Below are 22,984 nucleotides of genomic sequence, written 5' to 3'. Positions count from 1 at the left end.
CTCCTTTTTCTATTATTTGGCTGTTAAAGCCTCACCTTCAAACTTGACCCCATCCCAGCCATTTTGCATAAACTGACGGATATTTTGATGGTCTGTTGCTTCAGGCGTTGCCAACACAGAGGCATAATGTTCTGCAAATAAACTGAGTGTGTCCGCTTGATTTAAGCCTTCAATTTTAGCAAAGCTGAGTACTTTGGCACTGCCTTGGTTTTCAGTCGCAGCATTTGATTGCGCGCCGTTTTGAAATGCAGTTGGGGTATGTTGATAACGCGCTTCGATAAATGCCAATACATCTGCAAACTTTGCCGAGCCATCTTTAAGTTGTGCCAATAAGCTTTGAGTCATGTCTAAAATTCCATGTTGATTGAATCAATAGCAGCATCATAACATTGAAAATGCAGAAGAGAAGTCGTTGGTGTATTCGCCGTTTATGTTCAAAGTCGTCATTTATGTATTGATGAATAATGTATAGGCACAAGCCTTTGTTTTTGTCGCACTCGCCTGAAATTTTGATGTGGCTGGGGAAAAGTTTTAGCAATATCTGGCTGAATTGTGGATAACTTTATGTTTATACACAGTGCGATTCTGCTTAAAAAGAGCGATTGAGTTGCCTAAAAAATATGTTATTTTAGAGCAAAGGAGATGGCATTCCTCCTATTACAAACCGCCAAAATGGCTAATGATGCCTACGTTACCCTGAACAGGGGACGTAGGTTCATGCGTGCTCTGTTCCCATTTTTGGAGTTCGCCCATGAAAAATCTTCAGAATAATTGCTATACATCCATGTCTCATCATTCTTTCGCTCCAACTCTGTTCTTGGAGTAAATCATGTACTATCCATTACTTTCGATTGCTTTAGGCTCGGTATTAGGTGCATGGTTGCGCTGGTTTCTGGGCTTAAAACTCAATCCTATTTTCCCGAATATTCCCTTGGGTACAGTCACGGTCAACTTTGTCGGTGGCTTTATTATTGGTTTTGCCATTTCATATTTTTCTCAAAGTTCACTCAGTCCCAATTATAAATTGTTTGTGATTACAGGCTTTTGTGGCGCACTCACAACATTTTCGACTTTTTCTGCCGAGATTATTGCCTTATTACAAAGTGGTAAATTGGGCTATGCCTGTGCAGCGATCGTGATTCATGTGGTTGGATCGCTATTGTTTACTATTCTGGGAATGAGCCTGCATCAATGGCTCAGTGCTGCATAATTGGGAGTCATCGTAATGAATGGATTTTTAATTACCTTTTATACCGCACAAAATCGTTCCTATCAGGGACAGCCGATCAGTGAATGGCTATTGGCCGTTGCCAAACAGATGAATTTACGTGGCGCGACGGTATTGGCTGGACTGGAAGGTGTTGACCATCAAGGCCTATTTCATTCTGCCAGTTTCTTTGAATTGGCGGATCGACCTGTGCAGATTCAATTTGCGGTAACAGAGCAACAGGCGACTGAATTATTGAGCTATCTCAATGCTAAAGAGATTTCACTATTCTATGTGAAAACACCGATTGAGTTTGGTGTGGTGGGACAGCAAAAGACAGATTCCTAAGGCTGGAATCAAGACATAAAAAAAGAAGTCTAAGTGGAGGAGAGTTAACCTTAGACTTCTAATGCTTTCAGCTTAATAGGTGAAACTTAAATGAAAATTAACCTTTGCGGTTAAAACGTGCAAAGCGTTTGTTAAAGCTTGCAACACGACCTTCATTGCTGGCCTGACGTTGCTCACCGGTATAAAACGGATGCGATGCACTTGAAATATCAAGCGTCACGTAGGGATAAACTTTGCCTTGATATTCCTTGGTCTGTTTGGTTTGCAGGGTGCTACCAATTAAGAAGTAAGCATCGGCATTGGTATCGTGGAACAAGACTTGTTGATAAGCAGGATGGATATCTTTACGCATTTTGAATGACTCCTATTGTTAATAGAAATGTTATAACATAACAATATATGAAGTCAATTCATGTCTTTTCAAGTCAGTTATATATAGAAATTGATCAAAGTAGATAGAGCCCTCTGACTTGTTGCAACAAGATAAGAGGGTATCAGATAGACTAATTTGGAACTAATTCTTCAAATAAATCATTGAGATTGTCATGCACTTTGAGATGAATCAGGTTCCAGTAATGTCCAGAAATAGTTCGGTTAACCATGAGCGTATCTGGTGACGGTTTAAAGACATCCCAGTATTTAAGCGATTTTTTCACCAGCAACATGCCATCATGATGTGATGAGTTTTCTGCAAAATCATAATTGGTCGTTAATGGGCGCAATAGAATTTCAATCCATTGCGTATATAACTCACTTGGAAATTTCTGTTTTTCGGCAATCGAATGCAGTTCTGCCAATAAGTCTTCAACTTGGGTAATATTTTCCTGACGAGCGGCATTGACCAGTGCCTTAAAGTGCTGAACGATTTCAGGCGATAAGGTTTTGACACTACCGTAGTCATAAATAATCACACTGCCATCTTCACGGAAAGCAAAGTTACCCGGGTGCGGGTCGCAGTGGAAGCGTTTTAAGAAAAACATTTCCTGTCCCAAGGCACGAATCAGGCGACGTCCAATCTGATTACGCGTATCAACTGACCATGTACTTGCTGTTTCGATCGATTCACCTTGTTCCAGACTTAGGGTCAGTACGCGACGAGATGAATAGTCTTTATAAACGGTTGGGATGATCACTTGAGGATCGAGCTTTTCATGGAAGGTTTTAAATACTTCCAGATTTTGTGCCTCGATTTCGTAATTTAATTCGGCTGAGAGGCTGTCCTGAATTTCCTGAAACAGTTGATCTTGTAGCTTCTTGTCAATTTTTAATACACCCATCAATCGCAAAGCCAGACGTACTTGTTTTAAGTCACTTTCACAGGCCTGATCTACACCCGGATACTGCACTTTTACTACAACGGCTTGCCCATTTGGCAGTACTGCACGATGGACTTGTCCGATTGATGCGGCAGCAAAAGGTTCTGTTTCAAAAGAGTTAAAAATCTGGTTTAACGGTTTACCCAGTTCTTTTTCCACTTGTTGTTGAATCGCGGAAAAGGGCATTGCAGGAGCCTGACGTTGCAGCTTGGCAATGGCTTTGGCGACTTCTGGCGGGAAAATATCTTTATATTGCGAGGCGATTTGCCCGACTTTCATCACTGCGCCTTTCATTTCTCCGAGTGTATCGGCAATCTGTAGACCGATATCCTGAAACAGCTGGCTACGCGCTGCATTTTTCTGTTCTTCATCTGCGGTGAGATTGCGGATAGAGTTCGCCACGCTTTTGCTGGCAATACTTGCGGTCATACCAGCCAGTTTTAGAAAACGCTTACTGGGAGAGCTTGCATGTTTTGCCATAAGGACTTGACCTCATACGATCCAGTTTCAAAGTAATACCTTGATCATAGGTGACAAAACTTAAATTGCCTATAACAAAATGTTAAGTGATGTAAGCAGGTATAAGAGGGCTACTATAAGCAACTGTATGCATGCAAACTATACTGGCTATATGGTGCATGATCTAAAAATCATGTTTTTGAAAGTAATGACGGGAGGATCAATCGCAGGCAGCGTCCATGCCGCCTTTGATGACTTTTGTTGTTAAAAATGGATTGTCATTAGGAAGTGAGCGTCAGTTTTGCCAAACGTTTATTGTTTAAATACAAACGGCTGATCAGCAATACACAGGCAATGCTTAAGCCAATAATCAGACCCAACCAGACACCTGCCACGCCCCAAGAGGTATAGCGGGCGAGATATAAACCAATCGGGAAGGCAATCACCCAATACGCCATTAAGGTAATCCACATCGGTGCTTGCGTGTCCTGCATCCCTCGTAGACAACCTGCCGCACTCACTTGCCATGCATCCATCAATTGATAAGCCATTGCAAACCAGAGTAGATACATTGCCACTGGAATTACATCTACATCTGTGGTGTAGATTGCCACGATATAAGGACGTGCCAGAACAATCAGCGTCATCGTGAAAGCCGCAAAAATCGTAGCGCTAATCAATCCCACGGTTTGTACCTGACGCATTGCGTGCCAGTTCTGCTCGCCATAATACATGCCAACACGAATCGTTAAGGCAATCGCCAGTGAAAGCGGAATCATAAACAGTTGAGAGGTGACTGAAATTGCAATTTGATGTGCTGCAATCGCATTTTCACCGAGTGGGCTGAGCACAATCGCGCCCGTGCTAAAAATGCTGACTTCAAAGAAAACGGCCAGACCAATCGGTAAACCAAGTTTTAGAATTCGTTTAATCCAGACTGGATCAATTTTTTCCCATTTGGTAAAAATAGGCGCCTGCTTATAGGCTTTGGCTTTTGACACATAGACAGCCAGTGTAATGAACATTAACCATTGCAAGATGGCTGTTGCAAAACCACAGCCTGCGCTGCCAAGTGCTGGAATCGGCCCGAAGCCATACATAAACATAAAGTTTAGCGGAATCAATACCAGCAAGGCGATTAAGCTGATTGCGGTGACTGGACGTGGATGTCCCAAGGCTTCGGAGTAGCTTCGTAACGCGGCATACATCATCACCGCAGGCATACCGAAGCCAATTGCATGAAGAAACAGGCTGGCTTTGGGTAATAAGCTTTCAGGTACGCCAAACAACGGCAAAAATCTAGGCATGCATTGCAGGATCAGCATTGCCACAGTGCCTAGAATCACAGCGACCCATAAAGACTGACGGGCAATGGTCGGTATTTTCTCTGGTGTTTTTGCGCCCCGTGCTTCAGCGACCAATGGGGTCGTTGCCAGCATGATGCCTGCAAATAACAGCATAATTGGAATCCATAGCCCGACACCGACTGCGATGGCTGCCAGATCTGTCGCAGAAAGATGACCTGCCATAATGGTATCAATCAAACCCAAACCCGCTTGAGCAAACTGGGTAATCAGGATGGGAAACATCAAATGGAATAGCTGTTTGAGTTCAAACCGCTTGGTTGTGACATGGGACACAAAAAATACTCTTATTAAAATGAGGAGGAATCAGCGTTGCAGGGTGAGGAGCACCCCAATAAAAATCACAATACTACCGAGCAGACGTTGCCAGTTAATCGGTGTTTTTTCTGTACCTAACCAGCCAAAGTGATCAATAAACATCGAAATCACCAGTTGCCCGAAAATGACCAAACCTGAAAACGTTAACAATCCGAGCTTGGGTGCAGTATAAATGCTCAAACTAATCGCATAAACCCCCAGAAAGCCACCTAGCCATAGAAACCAGGGAATTTGTGAAATTTCACTTAAACTCGGCTTATTGGCACTCTGAAAACAGACCAGTAGCGCCAGCACAATCGTGCCAATAAAAAAAGAAAGTAGAGCCGCTTGCAGGGGAGAGTTCAGATACTCTCGCAGTTGTGTATTGATTGCGGTCTGAAAGGCCATGGCAATGCCAATCCCTAAAGTCAGGGGAAGAATAAAAAGTAATTGGCTAGAAATTTTCATCATATTATCGGTCTAATTGTTCTTGGTTGTTCTCAGTCTAACTGAATACGTAGATGATGATAAGCCGAATGCGCGAGTCATGTTAAAATAGCGGGGTTCTGTCATTGAGCTGCTATCTTGAGCCATTTAAACCCTGCAAATATTCCGCTTTCCTTGTATATCCATATGCCGTGGTGTGTCCGTAAATGTCCTTATTGTGACTTTAACTCGCATGCTGTACCTGATGGACAATTGTCGTTAGAGCTGGAACAGCAATATCTGGCTGCACTGGTGGCAGATTTTGAAACTCAGGTTGAAATGGCACAAGGCCGATCGATTCACAGTGTTTTTATTGGTGGCGGAACACCTTCGCTGATCTCTGCACAAGGGTATCAATGGTTATTTGAGCAGTTGAAAACGCGTTTAGCGTTTGAGCCAGATTGTGAAATTACGCTGGAAGCCAATCCGGGAACCGTTGAGCATGACCCGTTTGCGGATTATCTTGCTACGGGGATCAACCGCTTATCCTTGGGCGTACAAAGTTTTGATCCTGAACATTTACAGCGTTTAGGACGGATTCATACAGCCAATAATGCACTAGATGCGATTCAGCAGGCACGACAAGCAGGCTTTGAGCGCGTAAATGTAGACTTGATGCACGGTTTACCTCAGCAAACAGAAGAACAGGCCTTAACGGATCTTAGATTGGCTGTAGAGCACGGAGCGACGCATATTAGCTGGTATCAGCTGACCATTGAGCCAAACACGGTTTTCTTCCGAACCCAGCCTGTATTGCCCCAAGATGAAGTTCTAGAGCATATTCAGGAGCAAGGTGAGGCATATTTGAAGGCTAATGGTTATGTGAATTATGAAGTTTCGGCTTGGCGAAAGGAAAAGCCATCGGCACATAATCTGAATTATTGGCAATTTGGTGATTATCTGGCGATTGGGGCTGGTGCGCATGGCAAGGTCACGCGTCCTGATGGAATCTATCGTTTCCAGAAAACCCGCTTACCTAAAGATTATTTAGCTAAAGTCCCTGCTGAACATGTGCAAATGAAACGTATTGAAGCAGAGGAACTGCCTTTCGAATTTATGATGAACGCATTGCGTTTAAATGAAGGTGTGGCGACTGAGTCTTATACGCAGCGTACAGGACTTGCCTTGGAAGATTTGAATGAGACATTGCATCAGTTGCGTGAGAAAAAACTCCTCGTTGCTGATGAGGGGCGAATTGCCTGTACCGAGCAGGGGCATATCTTTTTAAATTCGGTGCTAGAAAAATTTTTATAATGTAAAAAGTATGTGTGCTTTGAGCAGGGAAGCTTAAAGCACAGATTTTGGTTTTGTCATCATTTGGAAAAATATCGAAGACAAAATAAAAAAGCCTCATCAAATGATGAGGCTTTTTAGAATCTGGTGGGTCGTCCGCGACTCGAACGCGGGACCAACGGATTAAAAGTCCGCTGCTCTACCAACTGAGCTAACGACCCTGAGCGAGGATAAGTAAAACAACGTTTTACCTGAGTGCAAGAGAAAATCTATGATTTTCTGTAGCTTAACCTCTTACAGGCGTTTGTAAAATACATTTTACAAACTCTCAAAACATTAGATGGTGGGTCGTCCGCGACTCGAACGCGGGACCAACGGATTAAAAGTCCGCTGCTCTACCAACTGAGCTAACGACCCTAAGCAAGTGTTTCAACAAGCTTCGCAAGAAAAACTAATTTGTTCTAAATGCGTCTTCGTTTTGATGTTGCGTATTCTAGCAAGTTATTCAGCTAACACAAGAGGAAATTTAAAAACATGTGCATGATTGTTTATAAAAAGCACGATTTCCTCTTATTTAGCTAAAAAATAAACTAGAAACGGTATTGATAGCTTTGAATATTGTCAAAGATCTCAGTATTTACATCACAATAGCTGCTTGCACCAGGTAATAAAACCAATAAACGTTCAGAAGTTTTGCTTGGATTGAACGAGTCTTCTTTCAATTTATTCTTCTGGTATTTAAATGTACCTGTGGTTTCGACCTTTTCCTGTACGCGTAAAAACACAGGAATGGCATATGAAGGTAAACATTTTTTAAATACGTTCACCATTTCGCTTAAATCTGCATCATTCAGCTCGACACCATCCACCAAGGTAATGGCTGCCATGCCAGCACGGCCGTTGGTATTTGGAATTTCTACGCCGTATACCACTGCTTCTGCAATTTTTTCATACTCGCACACCATGTTTTCAACTTCGGTGGTCGAAACGTTTTCACCTTTCCAGCGGAATGTGTCGCCTAGACGATCCACAAACTGTGCATGACGGAAGCCGATATCACGGACCAAGTCGCCTGTATTGAAGTATGAGTCACCTTGGGTAAACACATCTTTCATAATCACAGATTTGTTCTTTTCAGGGTCGGTATAACCATCGAAAGGCGAGCGACTGGTGATCTTACCAATCAGTAAGCCAACTTCACCAGTTTTGACTTTCTTGCAATAGCCTTTTTTGTCGCGTACCAGTTCGTTCTTTTCTTTGTCAAATTCAACAATGGCATAAGGCGTAGGAGAGAAGCCGACGGTATTGTCAAAGTTAAAGATATTGCTGAAACCGACATTACCTTCGCTTGAAGCATAGAGTTCAAGGACTTCTTCAACACCAAAACGCTCTTTAAATTTACCCCAGATATTTGGACGCATGCCATTACCAATCATTTTGGTGACACGATGCGCACGATCCAGTTCTGTTGCAGGTGCATCAATCAGGTAGCGGCAAAGTTCACCGACGTAACCAATCGCAGAAGCATTGAATTTCTGTACATCTTTCCAGAAGGCACTGGTTGAATATTTACGACGTACCGCAAGCGTTGCACTGCCTGCAATCACGCCACACCAGCACACCACCACACCTGTTGCATGGTAAAGCGGTAGGGTGACATACATCACATCATCTTTGCCAAGATTGAGAATATGACCATAGGTACCATAAGCAAGTGTCCAGCGGCTATGCGTAAAAATCACGGCTTTTGGCAAACCAGTGGTGCCTGAGGTGTAGATATAGAACAAGCCATCTTTACCCGTCACGGTACGTGTGGTGGATGGATTAAATTTCGGGAACTGGTCAATTTGTAGCGCTAGATTGATGTAGCCTTCTGGTGCTACACCTGCATTTTTACGGGTTTCCTGATCAGCAAACCAGTGGAAACGGTCCTGAGCAACTTTTAAATCCTGACGTGCTTCGTCGATTGCAGCACGAACTTCTTCACCAGCAATTACTGCTATTGGATTGACCAGATTAATACTATGCGCGAGTACTTTACCGACTTGAGAGGTATTTACAAGCGCAATGGTGACCCCGATTTTTGCTAAAGCAACAATGCTGGCAATCAATTCAGGACGGTTCTCAACCATCACTGCAATCACATCACCTTTTTTTGCACCCAGAGATAAATAGTAATGTGCAATCTGGTTTGCCCATTCATTTAAGGCCTGATAACTATAGCTTTGATCTTCAAATAACAGTGCGATGCCTTGAGGGTTACGCTTGACTGCTTTTTCAAAGGCAATACCTAAACCAGCGGGAGAAGATGGCGTACGTAAATATGCCTGTTTAAGACCATTAAGGATATGAGGTACTTTAGTAATGAAGTTTGGAAGTCGAGTAGCGACATCACCAAGAGTAATAATATCGGTCTGCGTAGTTTGGCTCATATTAATCCTGTTTATTTTTCGATCAATCCAAAAATGGCTATCCGTAAGAACACAACCATTCACACCATTGTCGTTGATGCTGTTTTGTAATGGTAAGTCCCTAGAGCAATCAACCTAATTTGACAAAATAACAAAAAAGCCTAGTCACCGAAATGACTAGGCTTAGCCTTATTGAGTGCAATTTAGCAAATTACTCATTGCTAGCTGCAGCTTTTTTTGGTGGACGTCCACGTGGACGGCGCGGGCGGCTCGATTTCTCTTTTTCTGCTTTTGCAGCTTCGTCTTCAGACTCTGCTTCAGCTGCAGCTGCTGCCTGTTCTGCTTTTTCAGCAGCTTGGGCTTTTTCAGCAACTTTAGTCGTTACTTCAGACTTCGCTTCAGCTTTAGCCACTGGTGCTTCGACAGCTTCAACTGGTGCTGTTTCTGCTGGCGCAGCAACTGTCTCAGTCGCAAGCTCTAATGGTTGTTGCTCTGGCGCTGCAACCACAGTTTCTTCTACTGGAGTAACTGCTTCTTCTGTTTTCACTTCTTCTTTCGATTCAGTGTTTTCGACAGGAGCTGGAGTCGTGTTTGAAGCAATATGCGCTTCTTTGGCTTGCTCAGCAGCAAGTTTTGCTAAACGACGACGTTCACGAGGATCGTTTGCAACACGCACTGTTGATGCTTCAGGCGGTGTTAATGCTAACACTGGCGCTGGTTCAGCTTCTTCAGTGACTTGCTTGCTTGGAAGTTCAGCATCACGTGTTACAGGACGCTTTTCTTCTTCAACCACTGTTTCTACAACGAGAGTGCTTGCATATTGCTCAGCAAACTTTTGTAGAGCGCGGTTAAATGTCGTGATTAAACCAAACTGCTCAATCAAGATAGTGCAGTCTTCGCCATACACATGACGAATCAAGCTACCTAGCGTGTATTGACCCAACGCAGGAATTTGCGATGGTGCAACTTTTGGTGCAGCGGCTTTCTGAGGTGCTTGAGCACCACGTTGACGACGGCGTGAACGCGGATCATTGCTGGCACGTTTTACTGGTGCTTGAACTGCTTCTTCTACAGTTGCAGCAGGTGCTTCTTTCGCAACGACTGGTTCTGCTTGAGCTGCAGGTTTTGTTTCAGCTTTTTCAACAACAGCAGGAGCAACCTCAGCTTTTGCTTTAGGTGCAGTTGCTTGTTGTGGATTCAGTGCAACAATTTCACTTTGACCTTGGTCAATGTTCACGATCAATGCCGTGTTCATTGGTTCTGAACGTGGTGCATCAACAACATCAACTTTAACCTGTTGTGGATTCGCAGGCGCTGCAGTTGTAGCCGCAGGTGCTTCATTCAACACGCTTTGGTCACGATGACGGTTTGGACGGTTCGGACGCTGTTGGTTGCGGTCACGACGTGGTAATGGCGCATTCTCATTGCCTTGAGCAGCATCATGATGCTGTTGCTGGTTTTGAGGCTCTTGCGACTGCTGACGTTTTTGTTGACGTTTCAGTTCGCGTTGCTCTTGGCGCTGTTCCTGACGTGACAACTGAACCACTTCTTCGTGCACTTGATTTTGTTGTTCATGTGCATGGGCGTGTTGTTCACGTTGCTCTTTGTGCTTACGTTTCTTCTGGTTTTGATTCGGACGATGTGGTTTTTCGTCTTTCTCAAACTGCTCACGCGTTTCCTGTTTCACAGGATTTTGTGAGATATAGGCATTGTTTGCCGCTGGTGCAGCAGTTTCAGTGGCAACAGGTGCGTTCACCTGACCAAACTGGCCACGGCTCACTGCGCCATTATTTACCATTTGCTCAATCGCAGCTGCCGCATTTTGTGCCGAACGAGATTGATCTGTGGTTTGCGCTTGCTTTTGAACAAACAGGTTTTCTAACCATGCACAAGGACTTGCTGACTTTTGTGCAACAGCCTGTTGAGCTTGTTTTGCTGGTGCAGCCGCATTTTGTGCTGCTTTCTTCTGTGGTGCAGCTGCTTGATTTTGTGCAGGTGCATGGTGATGCTCTGCATCTTCCAAATGCCAGTCAGAAGACTCATAACCGAGTTCTTTTTCACTCGAACGAGTTGCTTCAGTACGTTCATAACTCGACGGCGCAAAACCATCTGGATTGAACTGGATCTGATAGTGCGGCGTTTCCAAGTGCGGATGTGGTAATACCGTTACACGAACATTTGACGTTTGTTCTAAGTAAACAAGGCTGTGACGCTTTTCATTCAATAAGAATGCTGCGATTTCAACAGGGACTTCAACTTGAACTTCACCTTGACGTTCGCGTAATGCAATTTCTTCAACCTTACGCATGATCGAAAGTGACAATGAACGTAAGTCACGCACCATACCTGTACCATGACAGCGTGGGCACACGTAACCTGTCGCTTCTTCAAGAGAAGGGCGTAAACGTTGACGGCTCATTTCCATCAGGCCAAAACGTGATAGTTGACCAAACTGGATACGTGCGCGGTCGCTTTGCGTTGCTTCACGTAATTTGGCTTCAACCATACGCTGGTTACGGTCTTTAGTCATGTCGATGAAATCGATGACCACTAAACCGCCGATATCACGTAAACGAAGTTGACGTGCAATTTCTTCAGCTGCTTCAAGGTTGGTGTTGAGTGCTGTTTCTTCAACATCATGACCGCGAGTTGATTTCGCCGAGTTAATATCAATTGATACCAAAGCTTCGGTCTGGTCAATCACGATTGAACCACCAGAAGGAAGTTTTACTTCACGCTCATAGGCAGTCTGGATTTGGCTTTCGATACCGAAGTGAGCAAATAAAGGCTCATTCAAAGTATAGGTTTTTAATTTATCAAGCTGACGTGGCATCACTGCTTTTACGAAGTTATAGGCTTCGTTATAGGCTTGCTCACTATCAATCAGGATTTCAGCCACATCATCACGTAAATAATCACGAATGGCACGTGTCACCACGCCTGCTTCTTGATGTACCAGCATTGGTGATGGACCTGAACTTGCTGAACCTTGGATTTGTGCCCAAAGGTCAAGTAAGTGTTGTAGGTCGAGTTGAAGCTCTTCTTGAGTGCGACCAATACCTGCGGTACGAACGATCACGCTCATGCCACGCGGTACATTTAAAGACGCTAAAATTTCTTTGAGTTCTTCACGTACAGAACCTGAAATCTGACGGCTGATACCGCCACCTTTCGGATTGTTCGGCATTAAAACTAAATAACGGCCTGCAAGTGAAATGAAAGTCGATAGGGCAGCACCTTTGTTGCCACGCTCTTCTTTTTCAACTTGAACCAGTAATTCAGTGCCTTCAGTGATGAGTTCACGGATGTTTGAAGTTTGACGAGGGTCAGCTTTGAAGTACGAGTTTGCAATTTCTCGCATTGATAAAAAGCCTTGACGCTGTGCGCCGTACTCTACGAAAACCGCCTCTAAAGATGGCTCAACGCGAGTAACATGACCTTTATAAATATTTGATTTTTTTTGTTCGCGAGTACGATTCTCTAAATCGAAATCGTAAAGGCGATTACCAGTGATAAGTGCAACGCGAACTTCTTCGGCGTGGGTTGCATTAATCAACATACGTTTCATGGGTGTGACACCTAATAGTGATACACAAACAATAAGCCCAATATTTTTGAGCAAACATCAAATTGGCGCGATCAAGACTCAGAAGCAACTTTGTGTAGGAAGCTCTGAAACCACTGGCTGTAAGTATCCAGCTGGGGGCTTTGATTCGGTTATTCCGATGTTAGCAATACTGCTTCAATCTTGAATCCGTTGATATTTCATGGCATGTCTTACATCTGTGAAATATCACTAGATCCGACATAATCAAAGTTTCCTGTACGCTTCACTGGCGGGTGAGCGGTGCATTGGATGGTGACTTTCACTGTCATTAAGCATTGAAGTCGATCCATCTGGAAGTCTTGATACGGAATGATCATCGTATCTCTGCTTGGCAGTTCCAATGCATCAACGCTTTAGCCTGAATGCGACATCAGGGAGCAAATTGTCTGATGTGGATCAGTTTACGTTTAATAACCAGCAAATTGCTGGCGACATATTTTTTCTGAACAAACTGTATGTGCTGATGCACAATTAAACGCAACAGTTTGCCATTTTGCCGATATAATAAGCCTTCGGCGTCGGCATAATTCTTTAGGACCTATCCGAGTTATTGGTGAATATCTCATCGATTTAAAATTTTATCTAAATAAAATTTCTGATTTGATGCTCACTTACGGTGGTATCCGTGCGCTGAATATACCAAACCTTGCAGCATCTGCCTATGGGCTAAGTTTAGGTTTCTTGTGAAATAACTTAGCTAAATGATCATTTTTTAATCATATTTAGCAAATCTTGGATTAATCGAGCGTATGAATTCTACACAACAATGGCAAAGTGTCACTTGGTTTGACGTGGATGAGCATCAAGACGGGCAGCGAATAGATAATTTTTTATTTACCCGATTAAAAGGTGTTCCAAAAAGTCGAATCTACCGTTTGATTCGTGAAGGGCAAGTACGCGTAAACAAAAAAAGAATAAAAGCAGAAACACGTTTGAGCATTGGCGACCAGATTCGTGTCGCACCAATTCGTTATGAACAAAAGGATGAAACGGCTGCACCTGTAAGCGATAGCGTTGCGCAAAGCTTATTGAGCCGTGTAGTTTATGAAGATGAAGGTCTGTTGGTCATTAATAAGCCTTCGGGTATCGCCGTGCATGGCGGTAGTGGTGTGGCCTATGGCCTGATCGAAGCGTTACGGGCTGCCACAGGTAAAAAATATTTAGAACTGATTCATCGTATTGACCGTGATACCTCAGGTCTGGTGATGGTCAGTAAAAAGCGCAGTACCTTAAAATTGCTACAGGATCTGCTGCGTGAACATAAGATCCAGAAAACGTATGCGGCTATTGTCAAAGGGCAAGTCAGTTTGGATCGCCAAATGATTGATGCGCCTTTATTGCGTTATGAACTAGCCAATGGCGAGCGTCGTGTCCGTGTTACTTCTGAAGGTAAGCCAAGTAAGACAGACTGGAAAGTGGTTGAGCGCTTTAAAACAGCAACTCTGGTTCATGCATCACCATTATCAGGTCGTACCCATCAAATCCGTGTACATGGTTTAAGTATCGGTCATCCTTTGGTGGGGGACGATAAATATGGACACAATACAGTGTATAACGGCCCAGCAGCACGCCGTTTGTGCCTGCATGCCATGCGTTTGGAAATTCCGAATTATCCAGTGATCGAAGCACCGATGCCCGAAGATATGCAGCAGGTGATTGACGAGTTGAGAAAGCAGAAATGAAGCAGAATATCGAACTCATCATTTTTGATTGGGATGGCACCTTATTCGACTCGGTAGGCCAGATTGTGGCGAGTTTGCAATATGCTGCACAGCAATTTGAACAACCACTGACTGATGAAGCCGCGAAAAGCATTATTGGTTTAGGTTTGCCCGAAGTGATGCAGATCCTGTTTCCACAAGTACCGCATTTGCATCAGGAGCTTTTGCAATGCTATGCCGATCATTATGTGGCAAACTCGAAAGGCGATGTCTGGTTCAATGGTGTCGCTGAGCTATTGATGGATTTAAAGCAGCAAGGTCTCAAGCTTGCCGTAGCGACAGGCAAAAGCCGTAAAGGTCTGGACCGTGTATTGACACAAACCAATAGCCATGCACTGTTCGATATTACCCGTGCCGCGAGTGAAACCAAGTCCAAGCCAGACCCATTGATGTTGCAGGAGATTCTTGCCGAGATGGATGTAGCGGTTGAACGCGCTATTATGGTGGGGGATACCAGTTACGATCTGGAAATGGCACAAAACTTGAGTATGCCGCGTATCGGGGTCAGTTATGGGGTGCACAGTATTGAAACTTTGCAGCAATATCAGCCTTTAACCATCGCGCATAACGTGCAGGACTTGCATGGTTATTTACAAAGCCTCCTCAAGGTTACTGATTTAACTGAAAGTTAAGCCGCTTAAGATAAAATGATCATGAGGGGAGAGTTCGCTTTCCCATCATCCATAATAACAATAGGGACTATATGAGCCGATCGATCCGTTTGCTCAATTTATTACAGCTACTCAGAGAATATCGCTATCCAGTCACTGCGCAGGTATTGGCAGAGCGATTGCAGATTAGTCAGCGCAGTGTCTATCGTGACATTGAAACATTACGCGCCGAAGGTGTGAATATTGATGCTGCGGCAGGCTTGGGTTTTCAACTCAAAGAAGATTTCCTGTTACCGCCAATGACCTTGAACGAAACCGAAATTGAGGCCATCTTCCTAGCCTTAAACTGGTTAAGTGAAATTCCAGATCTGGCTTTAAAATCGGCTTCGACATCGGTATTGGCGAAACTCAATGCGGTATTGCCTGAACATTGTCGACATTTACTTGAACAAACCACCTTACGCTCAATTAACGCCTGGTTACCCGTGGATGAAAATCTGGTAGAGCAAGTACGTTTGGCCATCCGTCAGCAAGTCAAAATTGTCGTCGATTATGCAGATGAACAACAACGTATCAGTTCTCGTACCGTGTGGCCTTTTGCTTTAGGTTATTTTAATGATCGGATTGTGCTGGCGGCATGGTGTGAGTTGCGACAGAGTTTTCGGCACTTTCGGATTGACCGTATTCGACAGTTAAGCCTGAGTCAGGAGCTTTATCCGCAATTTAAACAGCAGCTCTTTCAACAATGGTGGATTCAAGAGGTGTGTTCGACTACTGACAGAAACTGACAATCTAAACAATTACATTGAAATAAGAATAACTCACTAAGGAAATATCAACATGGCACTTAAACTTTATACCAATAATTTCTCACGTGGCGTCGTTGTAGACTGGTTACTCATCGAATTGGGTGTGCAGTGTGAGCGCATCGAAGTGGCCTTTGAAACAGAAATGAAAGCGCCTGAGTACTTAAAAATCAATCCATTTGGCAAAGTCCCGGTATTGGTGGACGATGATATCGTGGTGTATGAGCTTGATGCGATTTGTGCGTATTTAGCCGATAAGTTTGCTGACAAAGGTTTGGCACCTGCACTCAATGATCCAAAACGCGGCCTTTATTATCGCTGGTTGTTCTTTATTTCTGGGCCTTGGGAGGCTGCTTCAACCAATAAAATGCTGGGCGTTGAGGTGAAACCCGATCAGAAAGGATCTGTCGGATATGGAGACTACCACGATGCCTATAATGCCTTTGTACAAGGCTTGAGTGAGGTTGATCCATATTTATGTGGAAAGCAGTTCACCGCTGCGGATGTAACTGTTGCCGCAATGTTGTTCTGGCAGCTTAAGATGGGCGAGGTTGAGTCTCATCCTGCAATTGAACGCTATCTGGACAATATTAAGCAGCGTCCAAGCTATCAAAAATTTGCTGCCTTTTTTAGTAATGCTTAGATTCTCATCCTCCTAAAAAGCCGACTCGTTCGGCTTTTTTAATTTTTGCAGTGCCTATAAACGATCAAATCAAAATAAAAAATATAAATGAAAAACTCTTTGTTTAACGTTTAGATGGAAATGTCACTGAGCGTTATTAGTTCAGTAAAATTGTGTTGACTCAGCTCTAGAAAATCAGCATAACTAAAAACCTTATGTTAGGATCAAAGACCGATTGTGTTGTGATGAAATGTCATCTTTGTAGTCAAAAAATCATGATGATTTAAAACGCGATAACATTGAAAACACGCCGTAATCATAGGGATATAACATAATGGACCTCATGCGATTAGATTCCACCAAAGAAGAAGTACATGAAAGATAAGCCGACATTAACCTATCAATTGCCGACACAATCTTGCTTGAGTCATACTTGGGTGAAACCTCCGTTTCCACATGAGGCTTCTGATCATTGCGGGATAGACCGTTTCTATAATTTGCAGAAACCGTTAACGCCGTTTGATCGAAAAGGGCTGCTAAAGTGGTTGGCGACACGTCAGTCCTATACATGGAATGTTGATCGTGTTCATGAGTCCAATTTACGCAATCAAATGCTGGAACTGCCTCAAAACCGTCCGCATGCGGACTTAAATGACTGGCAAATCTGGTTCGTGGGACACGCTACGATTTTAATTCAAATCGGCCCTTATAACTTTCTGACTGATCCTGTCTGGTGTGAATATGCTAGCCCGAAACAGGGCAATGGCCCACGTCGTGTATGTCTCGCAGGAATTGCACTAGAACATCTCCCGACTATTCATGGGGTGTTATTGAGTCATAATCATTATGACCACATGGATCTGGCGACTCTGGAATGGTTACATCAGAAATTTGAAATGCCGATTTATACCGGTTTAGGTAATGCCTATTACCTGCCGAAGCATTTGCATGTGATTGAAATGGATTGGTGGCAGGAAATCCCGTTTCATGATGAGTTAAAGATTGCCTATACACCTGCACAACATGCATCTGGACGCGGCGTGCGCGATCAGAACCGTGCCTTATGGGGCGGTTTTTCTTTGCTTGCCAAGACAGGGCACTGTTTTTTTGCGGGGGATACAGGTTATTCAGGGCATTTTAAACAAATCCATGAGCGTTATGGTGATGCCCGAATTGCATTATTGCCGATAGGGGCGTATGAACCACGAATGTTGATGCGTTATGTGCACATGAATCCACAAGATGCATTTCATGCGCATTTAGATTTGCATGCGCACCGTTCACTGGCGATTCATTACCGTACCTTTCAGTTGACAGATGAAGATCGTGATTCTCCTGAACATGAATTACAGCATGCCATGAAATCTTCTTCGAAACTGGTTAATCCTTTCTATTGCATTCGAGAAGGACATTTTATTCGGGCTTAAAAGTTGGCGTCAGTTAATACACCCATGGTCATGGTTGTCGTTCTAATCAAATTTTGAATAAATCGTTATGCACACAAATAAAAAAGCCATCCGAAGATGGCTTTTTTATTCAGAATGTCAAAGTTTAAAGAAAGCTTGGTAAATGACGCGCTGGATCAGTTTCGCGTGCAGCTTGTGCATCAACAACGGTCATACCCAATGCTTTCGCAACACCTTCACCATAGGCTGGGTGGCAAGCGTAGCAATTACGGATATGGCGATACTTGATGAAGTCGAGTGCATCGCCCATGGCACGTGCTGTATTGCCAAATAATGCATCTTGTTGCTCTGGTGTCATGAGTTCGAACAAGGCACGTGGTTGACTGAAGTAATCATTGTCATCTTCACGATAATCCCAGAAATCGGCATCACCATTAATTTTCAATGGTGGCTCTTTATACTGAGCTTGCTCTTGCCACTGACCGAAGCTGTTTGGCTCGTAGTGCGGTAAACCACCATAGTTGGCATCGATACGGCCTTGACCGTCACGGTGATTACTATGTACAGGGCAGCGTGCCGCATTGACTGGAATTTGCTGATAGTTCACACCTAAACGATAGCGTTGCGCATCTGCATAGTTAAACAGGCGCGCCTGCAACATACGGTCTGGTGAAGCACTAATCCCTGGAACCAGATTGCTTGGTGCAAAAGCAGATTGCTCTACATCAAGGAAGAAGTTTTCAGGATTACGGTTCAGTTCAAACTCACCTACTTCAATTAACGGATAATCGCCGTGTGGCCATACTTTGGTTAAATCAAACGGATGATAGGGAACTTTTTCCGCATCTTGTTCTGGCATAACTTGAACGAAGAGTGTCCATTTTGGATAGTCTTTACGTTCAATTGCATCGAATAAATCACGTTGATGGCTTTCACGATCCTGACCAACCAGTTCACCCGCTTCAGCATCCGTCAGATTTTGAATACCTTGCTGAGTTCTGAAGTGAAATTTCACCCAGAAACGCTCATTGGCTGCGTTAATGAAACTATAGGTATGACTACTGAAGCCATGCATATGACGGTAGCTTGAAGGAATACCACGATCTGACATGACGATGGTGACCTGATGTAATGCTTCTGGCAATAAAGTCCAGAAATCCCAGTTATTGGTTGCACTACGCATGTTGGTTTTCGGGTCACGTTTTACTGCTTTGTTTAAATCTGGGAATTTACGTGGATCACGCAAGAAGAATACAGGGGTGTTATTGCCCACCATATCCCAGTTACCTTCTTCGGTATAGAATTTTAGGGCAAAGCCGCGAATGTCGCGTTCCGCATCTGCTGCACCACGTTCACCTGCAACTGTGGTAAAGCGGGCAAACATTTCGGTTTTTTTGCCGATTTCGCTAAAGATTTTAGCGCGGGTATATTGGGTAATGTCATGAGTAACCGTGAACGTACCAAATGCACCTGAACCTTTGGCATGCATACGGCGCTCAGGAATCACTTCACGGACAAAGTTAGCAAGTTTTTCATTTAGCCATAAGTCCTGGGCTAATAATGGTCCTCTGGCGCCTGCGGTCATACTGTTCTGGTTATCGACAACGGGTGCACCAAAATCAGTGGTGAGGTGGCTATAAGGACATTTTTTTTCGTCTTGGCTCATGTTCTATCTCCATCAAGATGACCTGTGAGCTTGGTCATCTCAATCATTTGACCGTTCAAAGATATGAATGCTTCACTGGGACATATACAAATTGGGTATCAAAATTTCAGATGCCTAATTGAGATTTGTAATGAATCAGATTACATCCTTTGTATTTTTACTCTAGGTTGATGAAAGCTTTTTTTCCAATGGATTAAAGTTGATGTCATAAATGCTTTATTCGATTGAAGCTGTCTAAATCTTAAACTTGAGCTGAGCATTTTTGGATATAAAAATTGTTAAAAAAATCAAAAAACTCATGAAAAATAAAAGTTTTATTGTAATTTTGCTCAACCATTCAATTACATGGAAATCGCTGAACGAAGAAATGAAAGATGGTGATGACTGGTGCAGAAATAGGGGAATTGACCTGTTGCAGTTGTGTAAAGCAGCATTCAATTGCACAAATAGTTTAATGATTCGTCAATATTTGAGCATTCATCCTTAAGAGCAATATTTCATTAAGAGGGCTGAGATAAGAGATTAGGTTGAAAATATGTAAGTCGTCATGATTTTAATTCAGGGCATGCTATGTTTGAGCTCTTTCATGATGAGATAAAAACAATGAAAAAAATAGTAACGGGTCTTGGTTTATCTTTCACTTTACTGACAGGTTGTACCTCCATGTCGCAGAATTCTGAGCTTAAGGCCAACCAAGCCACCGCTTTGACGGTTGAGTTTGTGGGGGCAGACAACCATGCCGTTCAGCTACAGCAAGGTACAGTCAGTTTATATGCGGTAGAAAGTCGCATGGCTGATGTGCCAGCAACTTTAATTCAGCAAAAGAAAGTGCAGGTATCACAAGTGCCGTTTAGTGTTGAGTTTAGTGTGCCCGCAGGACATCGTCAGTTGATTCAACCGCAAGTCCGTGATGATGCCGAGATTAGTTATTATGTGACTTGGCAATCTGATAGCAGCAATCTAACGGCTAAAGATGCCATTATGATTGATTACGACCGCCAATTTCCGAAGGTGAGTCTTGGTCAAGGAAAGCAACAGGTTTATTTAAAATAAAAAATCTAGCTATAAAAAGAGCGCCACTTTTAAAGTGGCGCTCTTTTTATGATTGTGTGAATGATATTTTATACGCTCACCAAACGATTCGATTTCACCATGTCGGCAAGACCGTGAGTTCTGAAATAATGTTCAAGCCAGCTTTTAATCACCAGCGGATTGTTCATTTGCAGCACATCTTCAAGCAGTTTTTTGGCATCGCTCATTGGCACATGGCAAATTGCTTTGCGTACTCGCAAAATATTACTAGAACTCATTGAGAGCGTATTGAAGCCCATTGCCATTAACAGGATCGCAGACAATGGATCACCCGCCATTTCACCACACACACTGACAGGTTTTTGATGTGTATGGCAGTCTTCTGCCAGACGTTTCAAGGCCCGTAAAATTGATGGATGGAAGTGTGAATATACGTTGGCAACATGTGGATTATTACGGTCAACCGCCAACAAGTACTGGGTTAAATCGTTGGAGCCCACCGAGAAGAAATCGACCAGTTCGGCAAACTCATCAATTTGCAGCAGCACGCTCGGCACCTCGACCATAATCCCGATTTTAGGTTTGGTAATCTTGACCTGTTCTTCTTCCTGTACCGCAACCCAGTCACGCTCAAGCAGATACAGCACTTCTTCTACTTCGCTGACACTGGTTACCATCGGCAGCAGGATATGCAGATTATTCAGGCCAATGCTGGCTTTGAGCATGGCACGGATTTGTGCAGAGAAAATCTCAGGATGATCCAGCGTAAAACGCAGTCCACGCCAGCCGAGCGCTGAGTTTTCTTCTTCAATACTGAAGTAGGGCAAGTCTTTATCCGCACCAATATCAAGGGTACGCATAATCACTGGTTTATTGGCAAAATGGCTAAGCTGCTGACGATAGATGGCGCGTTGTTCTTCTTCGCCAGGGAAGCGCTCACGTAGCATGAAGGGAATCTCGCTACGGTATAAACCTACACCTTTGGCACCGCGCTGAACACCACGCACCACATCAATCATTAAACCTGTATTGACGAATAACGGAATAGAAATGCCATCAGGCGTAATCGCATCTTTGGTTTCGTATTGCTTTAAATCTTTAGCGATCTGTTCTTCTTCTTTCTGAACTTCTTTGTAACGTTGGCGTAAACGACGTGGTGGATTGACAAAGACACGACCTTGATAAGCATCGACAATCATTTCAATGTCATCCAGCGTGGTGATTGGCAACTCTGTAACACCAACCACTGTTGGAATACCTAATGCACGCGCCACAATCACCATATGTGAATTGGCTGCACCTTCCGAGGTGACGATTGCGGCAATATTATCAACTGGCAATTCCACCAGAGCGGCAGTACTGATTTCTTCACCAATCAGAATACTGTCAGGGCTGAGCTCACGATGGCTTGAATCCGCCTCTTGCAGGCAGGCTAGAATTCGACGGCCCAGATCTTTGAGATCAGAAACGCGTTCACGCAGGTAGTCATCTTCCATTTGCGCAAACAGCGCAACATGTTTGTCGATCACTTTACGCACTGCACCTTGGGCCCAGCTTCCTACACGAATATGGTCTTTAATTTCACTTGGTAAGGCATTTTCATCCAGCATTCGTAAGAACACGCTAAATAACGCCCGTTCTTCCGACATGAGGGAATCTTGCATTTTTTCATCTAAGGACTGAATTTCCTGACGAACCGAAGCAATGGCTTGATCCAGTAAATCGAGTTCTTCACTGATATCTTCTGCTTCACGATCTGGAATGGCAGCAAGATCGGCAGGTGGGTAGAGCACGATGGCGCGACCCAGTGCAATACCGCCTGCACCTGAAACACCTTGGAATGTTTTGTAAGTTGAGCCAGTGGTTGGCTTGCGGAACACATCAATATTGCCGACCGCATGTGCATGTGCGATGACACCTGAAAGTTGTGCGCACAGTGTCACTAAAAAGGATTCTGCGGCTTCGCTGAAGTCTTGCGATTCTTTATTCTGAACCACAAGTACACCCATGACCTTACGGCGATACATCACAGGCACGCCAAGGAACGAGTTAAACAGCTCTTCGCCTGTTTCAGGTAAATAAGCAAAGCGGTCATGCTTCGGCGCATTGTCGAGGTTCACAATCTCCTCGCGTTGCCCGACTAAACCGACCAGACCTTCACCGATATTTAACGAGACATTGCCGACGGCTTCAGGTTTCAGACCTTTCGATGCCATCAGCACATAACGGCGATTACGTTCGTCCAGTAAATAAATCGAGCAGACATCCACATGCATGGCTTCAGCCACATGATTGACCATAATGTCCAAAGAATCATGCAAACTGACGGACGCATTAATTTCTTGCACAATGCGTCTAAGGGTGTCGAGTTGCATGTTTGACATGGATGTTT

The 22,984-nt window shown here is 43.8% G+C and carries 19 protein-coding genes, 2 tRNA genes and 1 riboswitch; of the genes, 9 read left to right on the top strand and 12 right to left on the bottom strand.

Going from position 1 to position 22,984, the window contains the following annotated elements; all coding sequences use genetic code 11:
- Positions 1-12 precede the first annotated feature (12 nt).
- On the bottom strand, positions 13-345 hold the full coding sequence (locus tag PJ15_RS12580) for a HopJ type III effector protein (protein ID WP_009514235.1): 333 nt from the start codon (positions 343-345) through the stop codon (positions 13-15).
- Between the two features lie 284 nt (positions 346-629).
- Positions 630-696: riboswitch (Fluoride riboswitch) on the top strand.
- Positions 697-829: 133 nt separating this feature from the next.
- Here PJ15_RS12580 and crcB point away from each other — a divergent pair.
- Positions 830-1,210, top strand: coding sequence for a fluoride efflux transporter CrcB (gene crcB, locus PJ15_RS12575; RefSeq protein WP_004774202.1), 381 nt, complete (start codon positions 830-832; stop codon positions 1,208-1,210).
- A gap of 15 nt (positions 1,211-1,225) precedes the next feature.
- A complete protein-coding gene (locus PJ15_RS12570) occupies positions 1,226-1,555 on the top strand; it encodes a DUF190 domain-containing protein (RefSeq protein WP_047431318.1) in 330 nt (109 codons plus the stop codon).
- A gap of 97 nt (positions 1,556-1,652) precedes the next feature.
- On the opposite strand, the gene PJ15_RS12565 is transcribed toward PJ15_RS12570, so the two are convergent.
- From PJ15_RS12565 to PJ15_RS12550, 4 genes are all read right to left on the bottom strand, one after another.
- The gene (locus tag PJ15_RS12565; protein ID WP_004774205.1) at positions 1,653-1,907 is read right to left on the bottom strand and encodes a type B 50S ribosomal protein L31; all 255 of its coding nucleotides are present in this window, start codon (positions 1,905-1,907) and stop codon (positions 1,653-1,655) included.
- 151 nt (positions 1,908-2,058) lie between these two features.
- The gene (locus tag PJ15_RS12560; RefSeq protein ID WP_047431315.1) at positions 2,059-3,351 is read right to left on the bottom strand and encodes an ABC1 kinase family protein; all 1,293 of its coding nucleotides are present in this window, start codon (positions 3,349-3,351) and stop codon (positions 2,059-2,061) included.
- Between the two features lie 260 nt (positions 3,352-3,611).
- Positions 3,612-4,970 (bottom strand): MATE family efflux transporter, encoded by a 1,359-nt coding sequence (locus tag PJ15_RS12555; protein ID WP_047431313.1) that lies wholly within the window; start codon positions 4,968-4,970, stop codon positions 3,612-3,614.
- Positions 4,971-5,000: 30 nt separating this feature from the next.
- Positions 5,001-5,462: a DMT family transporter gene (locus PJ15_RS12550; protein ID WP_004774211.1), complete on the bottom strand. Its 462-nt coding sequence runs from the start codon at positions 5,460-5,462 to the stop codon at positions 5,001-5,003.
- Between the two features lie 114 nt (positions 5,463-5,576).
- Here PJ15_RS12550 and hemW point away from each other — a divergent pair, with 114 nt between their 5' ends.
- Positions 5,577-6,731 (top strand): radical SAM family heme chaperone HemW, encoded by a 1,155-nt coding sequence (hemW, locus tag PJ15_RS12545; RefSeq protein WP_047431310.1) that lies wholly within the window; start codon positions 5,577-5,579, stop codon positions 6,729-6,731.
- 124 nt (positions 6,732-6,855) lie between these two features.
- Here hemW and PJ15_RS12540 read toward each other — a convergent pair.
- The 5 genes from PJ15_RS12540 to PJ15_RS18655 form a co-directional block, all read right to left on the bottom strand.
- Positions 6,856-6,931, bottom strand: a tRNA-Lys gene (locus PJ15_RS12540).
- A gap of 120 nt (positions 6,932-7,051) precedes the next feature.
- A tRNA-Lys gene (locus tag PJ15_RS12535) sits at positions 7,052-7,127 on the bottom strand.
- A 173-nt stretch (positions 7,128-7,300) separates the two neighbouring features.
- Entirely contained in the window at positions 7,301-9,142 is a 1,842-nt protein-coding gene (locus PJ15_RS12530; RefSeq protein WP_047431307.1) for a long-chain-acyl-CoA synthetase, read from the bottom strand.
- A gap of 190 nt (positions 9,143-9,332) precedes the next feature.
- A complete protein-coding gene (locus PJ15_RS12525; RefSeq protein ID WP_047431304.1) occupies positions 9,333-12,689 on the bottom strand; it encodes an Rne/Rng family ribonuclease in 3,357 nt (1,118 codons plus the stop codon).
- Positions 12,690-12,898: 209 nt separating this feature from the next.
- Complete coding sequence (locus tag PJ15_RS18655; protein ID WP_004637771.1) at positions 12,899-13,045, bottom strand: hypothetical protein; 147 nt, start codon at positions 13,043-13,045, stop codon at positions 12,899-12,901.
- 432 nt (positions 13,046-13,477) lie between these two features.
- On the opposite strand from PJ15_RS18655, the gene PJ15_RS12515 reads away from it, so the two are divergent.
- The 5 genes from PJ15_RS12515 (at position 13,478) to PJ15_RS12495 (ending at position 17,915) form a co-directional block, all read left to right on the top strand.
- Positions 13,478-14,410 carry an RluA family pseudouridine synthase gene (locus PJ15_RS12515; RefSeq protein WP_004774219.1) on the top strand — a complete coding sequence of 311 codons (933 nt, stop codon included), beginning with the start codon at positions 13,478-13,480 and terminating at the stop codon, positions 14,408-14,410.
- Complete coding sequence (locus tag PJ15_RS12510; RefSeq protein ID WP_047431294.1) at positions 14,407-15,081, top strand: HAD-IA family hydrolase; 675 nt, start codon at positions 14,407-14,409, stop codon at positions 15,079-15,081. The genes PJ15_RS12515 and PJ15_RS12510 overlap by 4 nt, the downstream gene beginning before the upstream one ends.
- Positions 15,082-15,152: 71 nt before the next feature.
- Positions 15,153-15,848 carry a helix-turn-helix transcriptional regulator gene (locus PJ15_RS12505; RefSeq protein WP_047431292.1) on the top strand — a complete coding sequence of 232 codons (696 nt, stop codon included), beginning with the start codon at positions 15,153-15,155 and terminating at the stop codon, positions 15,846-15,848.
- 52 nt (positions 15,849-15,900) lie between these two features.
- Positions 15,901-16,509 carry a glutathione S-transferase family protein gene (locus PJ15_RS12500; protein WP_047431290.1) on the top strand — a complete coding sequence of 203 codons (609 nt, stop codon included), beginning with the start codon at positions 15,901-15,903 and terminating at the stop codon, positions 16,507-16,509.
- 353 nt (positions 16,510-16,862) lie between these two features.
- A complete protein-coding gene (locus tag PJ15_RS12495) occupies positions 16,863-17,915 on the top strand; it encodes an MBL fold metallo-hydrolase (protein ID WP_047431288.1) in 1,053 nt (350 codons plus the stop codon).
- Positions 17,916-18,039: 124 nt separating this feature from the next.
- Here the strand turns inward: PJ15_RS12495 and PJ15_RS12490 are convergent, their stop codons facing one another.
- Positions 18,040-19,560, bottom strand: a complete 1,521-nt coding sequence (locus PJ15_RS12490; protein ID WP_047431286.1) for a catalase — start codon at positions 19,558-19,560, stop codon at positions 18,040-18,042.
- A gap of 603 nt (positions 19,561-20,163) precedes the next feature.
- On the opposite strand from PJ15_RS12490, the gene PJ15_RS12485 reads away from it, so the two are divergent.
- Positions 20,164-20,613 (top strand): hypothetical protein, encoded by a 450-nt coding sequence (locus PJ15_RS12485; RefSeq protein ID WP_047431283.1) that lies wholly within the window; start codon positions 20,164-20,166, stop codon positions 20,611-20,613.
- Between the two features lie 68 nt (positions 20,614-20,681).
- Here the strand turns inward: PJ15_RS12485 and ptsP are convergent, their stop codons facing one another.
- The gene (gene ptsP, locus PJ15_RS12480; protein WP_004774229.1) at positions 20,682-22,976 is read right to left on the bottom strand and encodes a phosphoenolpyruvate--protein phosphotransferase; all 2,295 of its coding nucleotides are present in this window, start codon (positions 22,974-22,976) and stop codon (positions 20,682-20,684) included.
- Positions 22,977-22,984: the final 8 nt, after the last annotated feature.

Source organism: Acinetobacter sp. neg1 (assembly GCF_000788125.1).
In the GTDB taxonomy this organism is placed as follows: Bacteria; Pseudomonadota; Gammaproteobacteria; order Pseudomonadales; family Moraxellaceae; genus Acinetobacter; species Acinetobacter vivianii.
The sequence above is the reverse complement of the archived record's forward strand: the minus strand, read 5'-3'. Positions and strand labels throughout refer to the sequence as shown.

What these genes read in the sequence shown, in the direction of transcription:
- PJ15_RS12495 (WP_047431288.1), top strand. Translation starts at nt 16,863, where the DNA reads ATGAAAGATAAGCCGACATTAACCTATCAATTGCCGACACAATCTTGC.
- PJ15_RS12505 (WP_047431292.1), top strand. Translation starts at nt 15,153, where the DNA reads ATGAGCCGATCGATCCGTTTGCTCAATTTATTACAGCTACTCAGAGAA.
- PJ15_RS12500 (WP_047431290.1), top strand. Translation starts at nt 15,901, where the DNA reads ATGGCACTTAAACTTTATACCAATAATTTCTCACGTGGCGTCGTTGTA.
- PJ15_RS12530 (WP_047431307.1), bottom strand. Translation starts at nt 9,142, where the DNA reads ATGAGCCAAACTACGCAGACCGATATTATTACTCTTGGTGATGTCGCT.
- PJ15_RS12560 (WP_047431315.1), bottom strand. Translation starts at nt 3,351, where the DNA reads ATGGCAAAACATGCAAGCTCTCCCAGTAAGCGTTTTCTAAAACTGGCT.
- crcB (WP_004774202.1), top strand. Translation starts at nt 830, where the DNA reads ATGTACTATCCATTACTTTCGATTGCTTTAGGCTCGGTATTAGGTGCA.
- PJ15_RS12515 (WP_004774219.1), top strand. Translation starts at nt 13,478, where the DNA reads ATGAATTCTACACAACAATGGCAAAGTGTCACTTGGTTTGACGTGGAT.
- PJ15_RS12485 (WP_047431283.1), top strand. Translation starts at nt 20,164, where the DNA reads ATGAAAAAAATAGTAACGGGTCTTGGTTTATCTTTCACTTTACTGACA.
- PJ15_RS12570 (WP_047431318.1), top strand. Translation starts at nt 1,226, where the DNA reads ATGAATGGATTTTTAATTACCTTTTATACCGCACAAAATCGTTCCTAT.
- PJ15_RS12580 (WP_009514235.1), bottom strand. Translation starts at nt 345, where the DNA reads ATGACTCAAAGCTTATTGGCACAACTTAAAGATGGCTCGGCAAAGTTT.
- PJ15_RS12565 (WP_004774205.1), bottom strand. Translation starts at nt 1,907, where the DNA reads ATGCGTAAAGATATCCATCCTGCTTATCAACAAGTCTTGTTCCACGAT.
- PJ15_RS12550 (WP_004774211.1), bottom strand. Translation starts at nt 5,462, where the DNA reads ATGATGAAAATTTCTAGCCAATTACTTTTTATTCTTCCCCTGACTTTA.
- ptsP (WP_004774229.1), bottom strand. Translation starts at nt 22,976, where the DNA reads ATGTCAAACATGCAACTCGACACCCTTAGACGCATTGTGCAAGAAATT.
- PJ15_RS18655 (WP_004637771.1), bottom strand. Translation starts at nt 13,045, where the DNA reads ATGATCATTCCGTATCAAGACTTCCAGATGGATCGACTTCAATGCTTA.
- PJ15_RS12525 (WP_047431304.1), bottom strand. Translation starts at nt 12,689, where the DNA reads ATGAAACGTATGTTGATTAATGCAACCCACGCCGAAGAAGTTCGCGTT.
- PJ15_RS12490 (WP_047431286.1), bottom strand. Translation starts at nt 19,560, where the DNA reads ATGAGCCAAGACGAAAAAAAATGTCCTTATAGCCACCTCACCACTGAT.
- PJ15_RS12510 (WP_047431294.1), top strand. Translation starts at nt 14,407, where the DNA reads ATGAAGCAGAATATCGAACTCATCATTTTTGATTGGGATGGCACCTTA.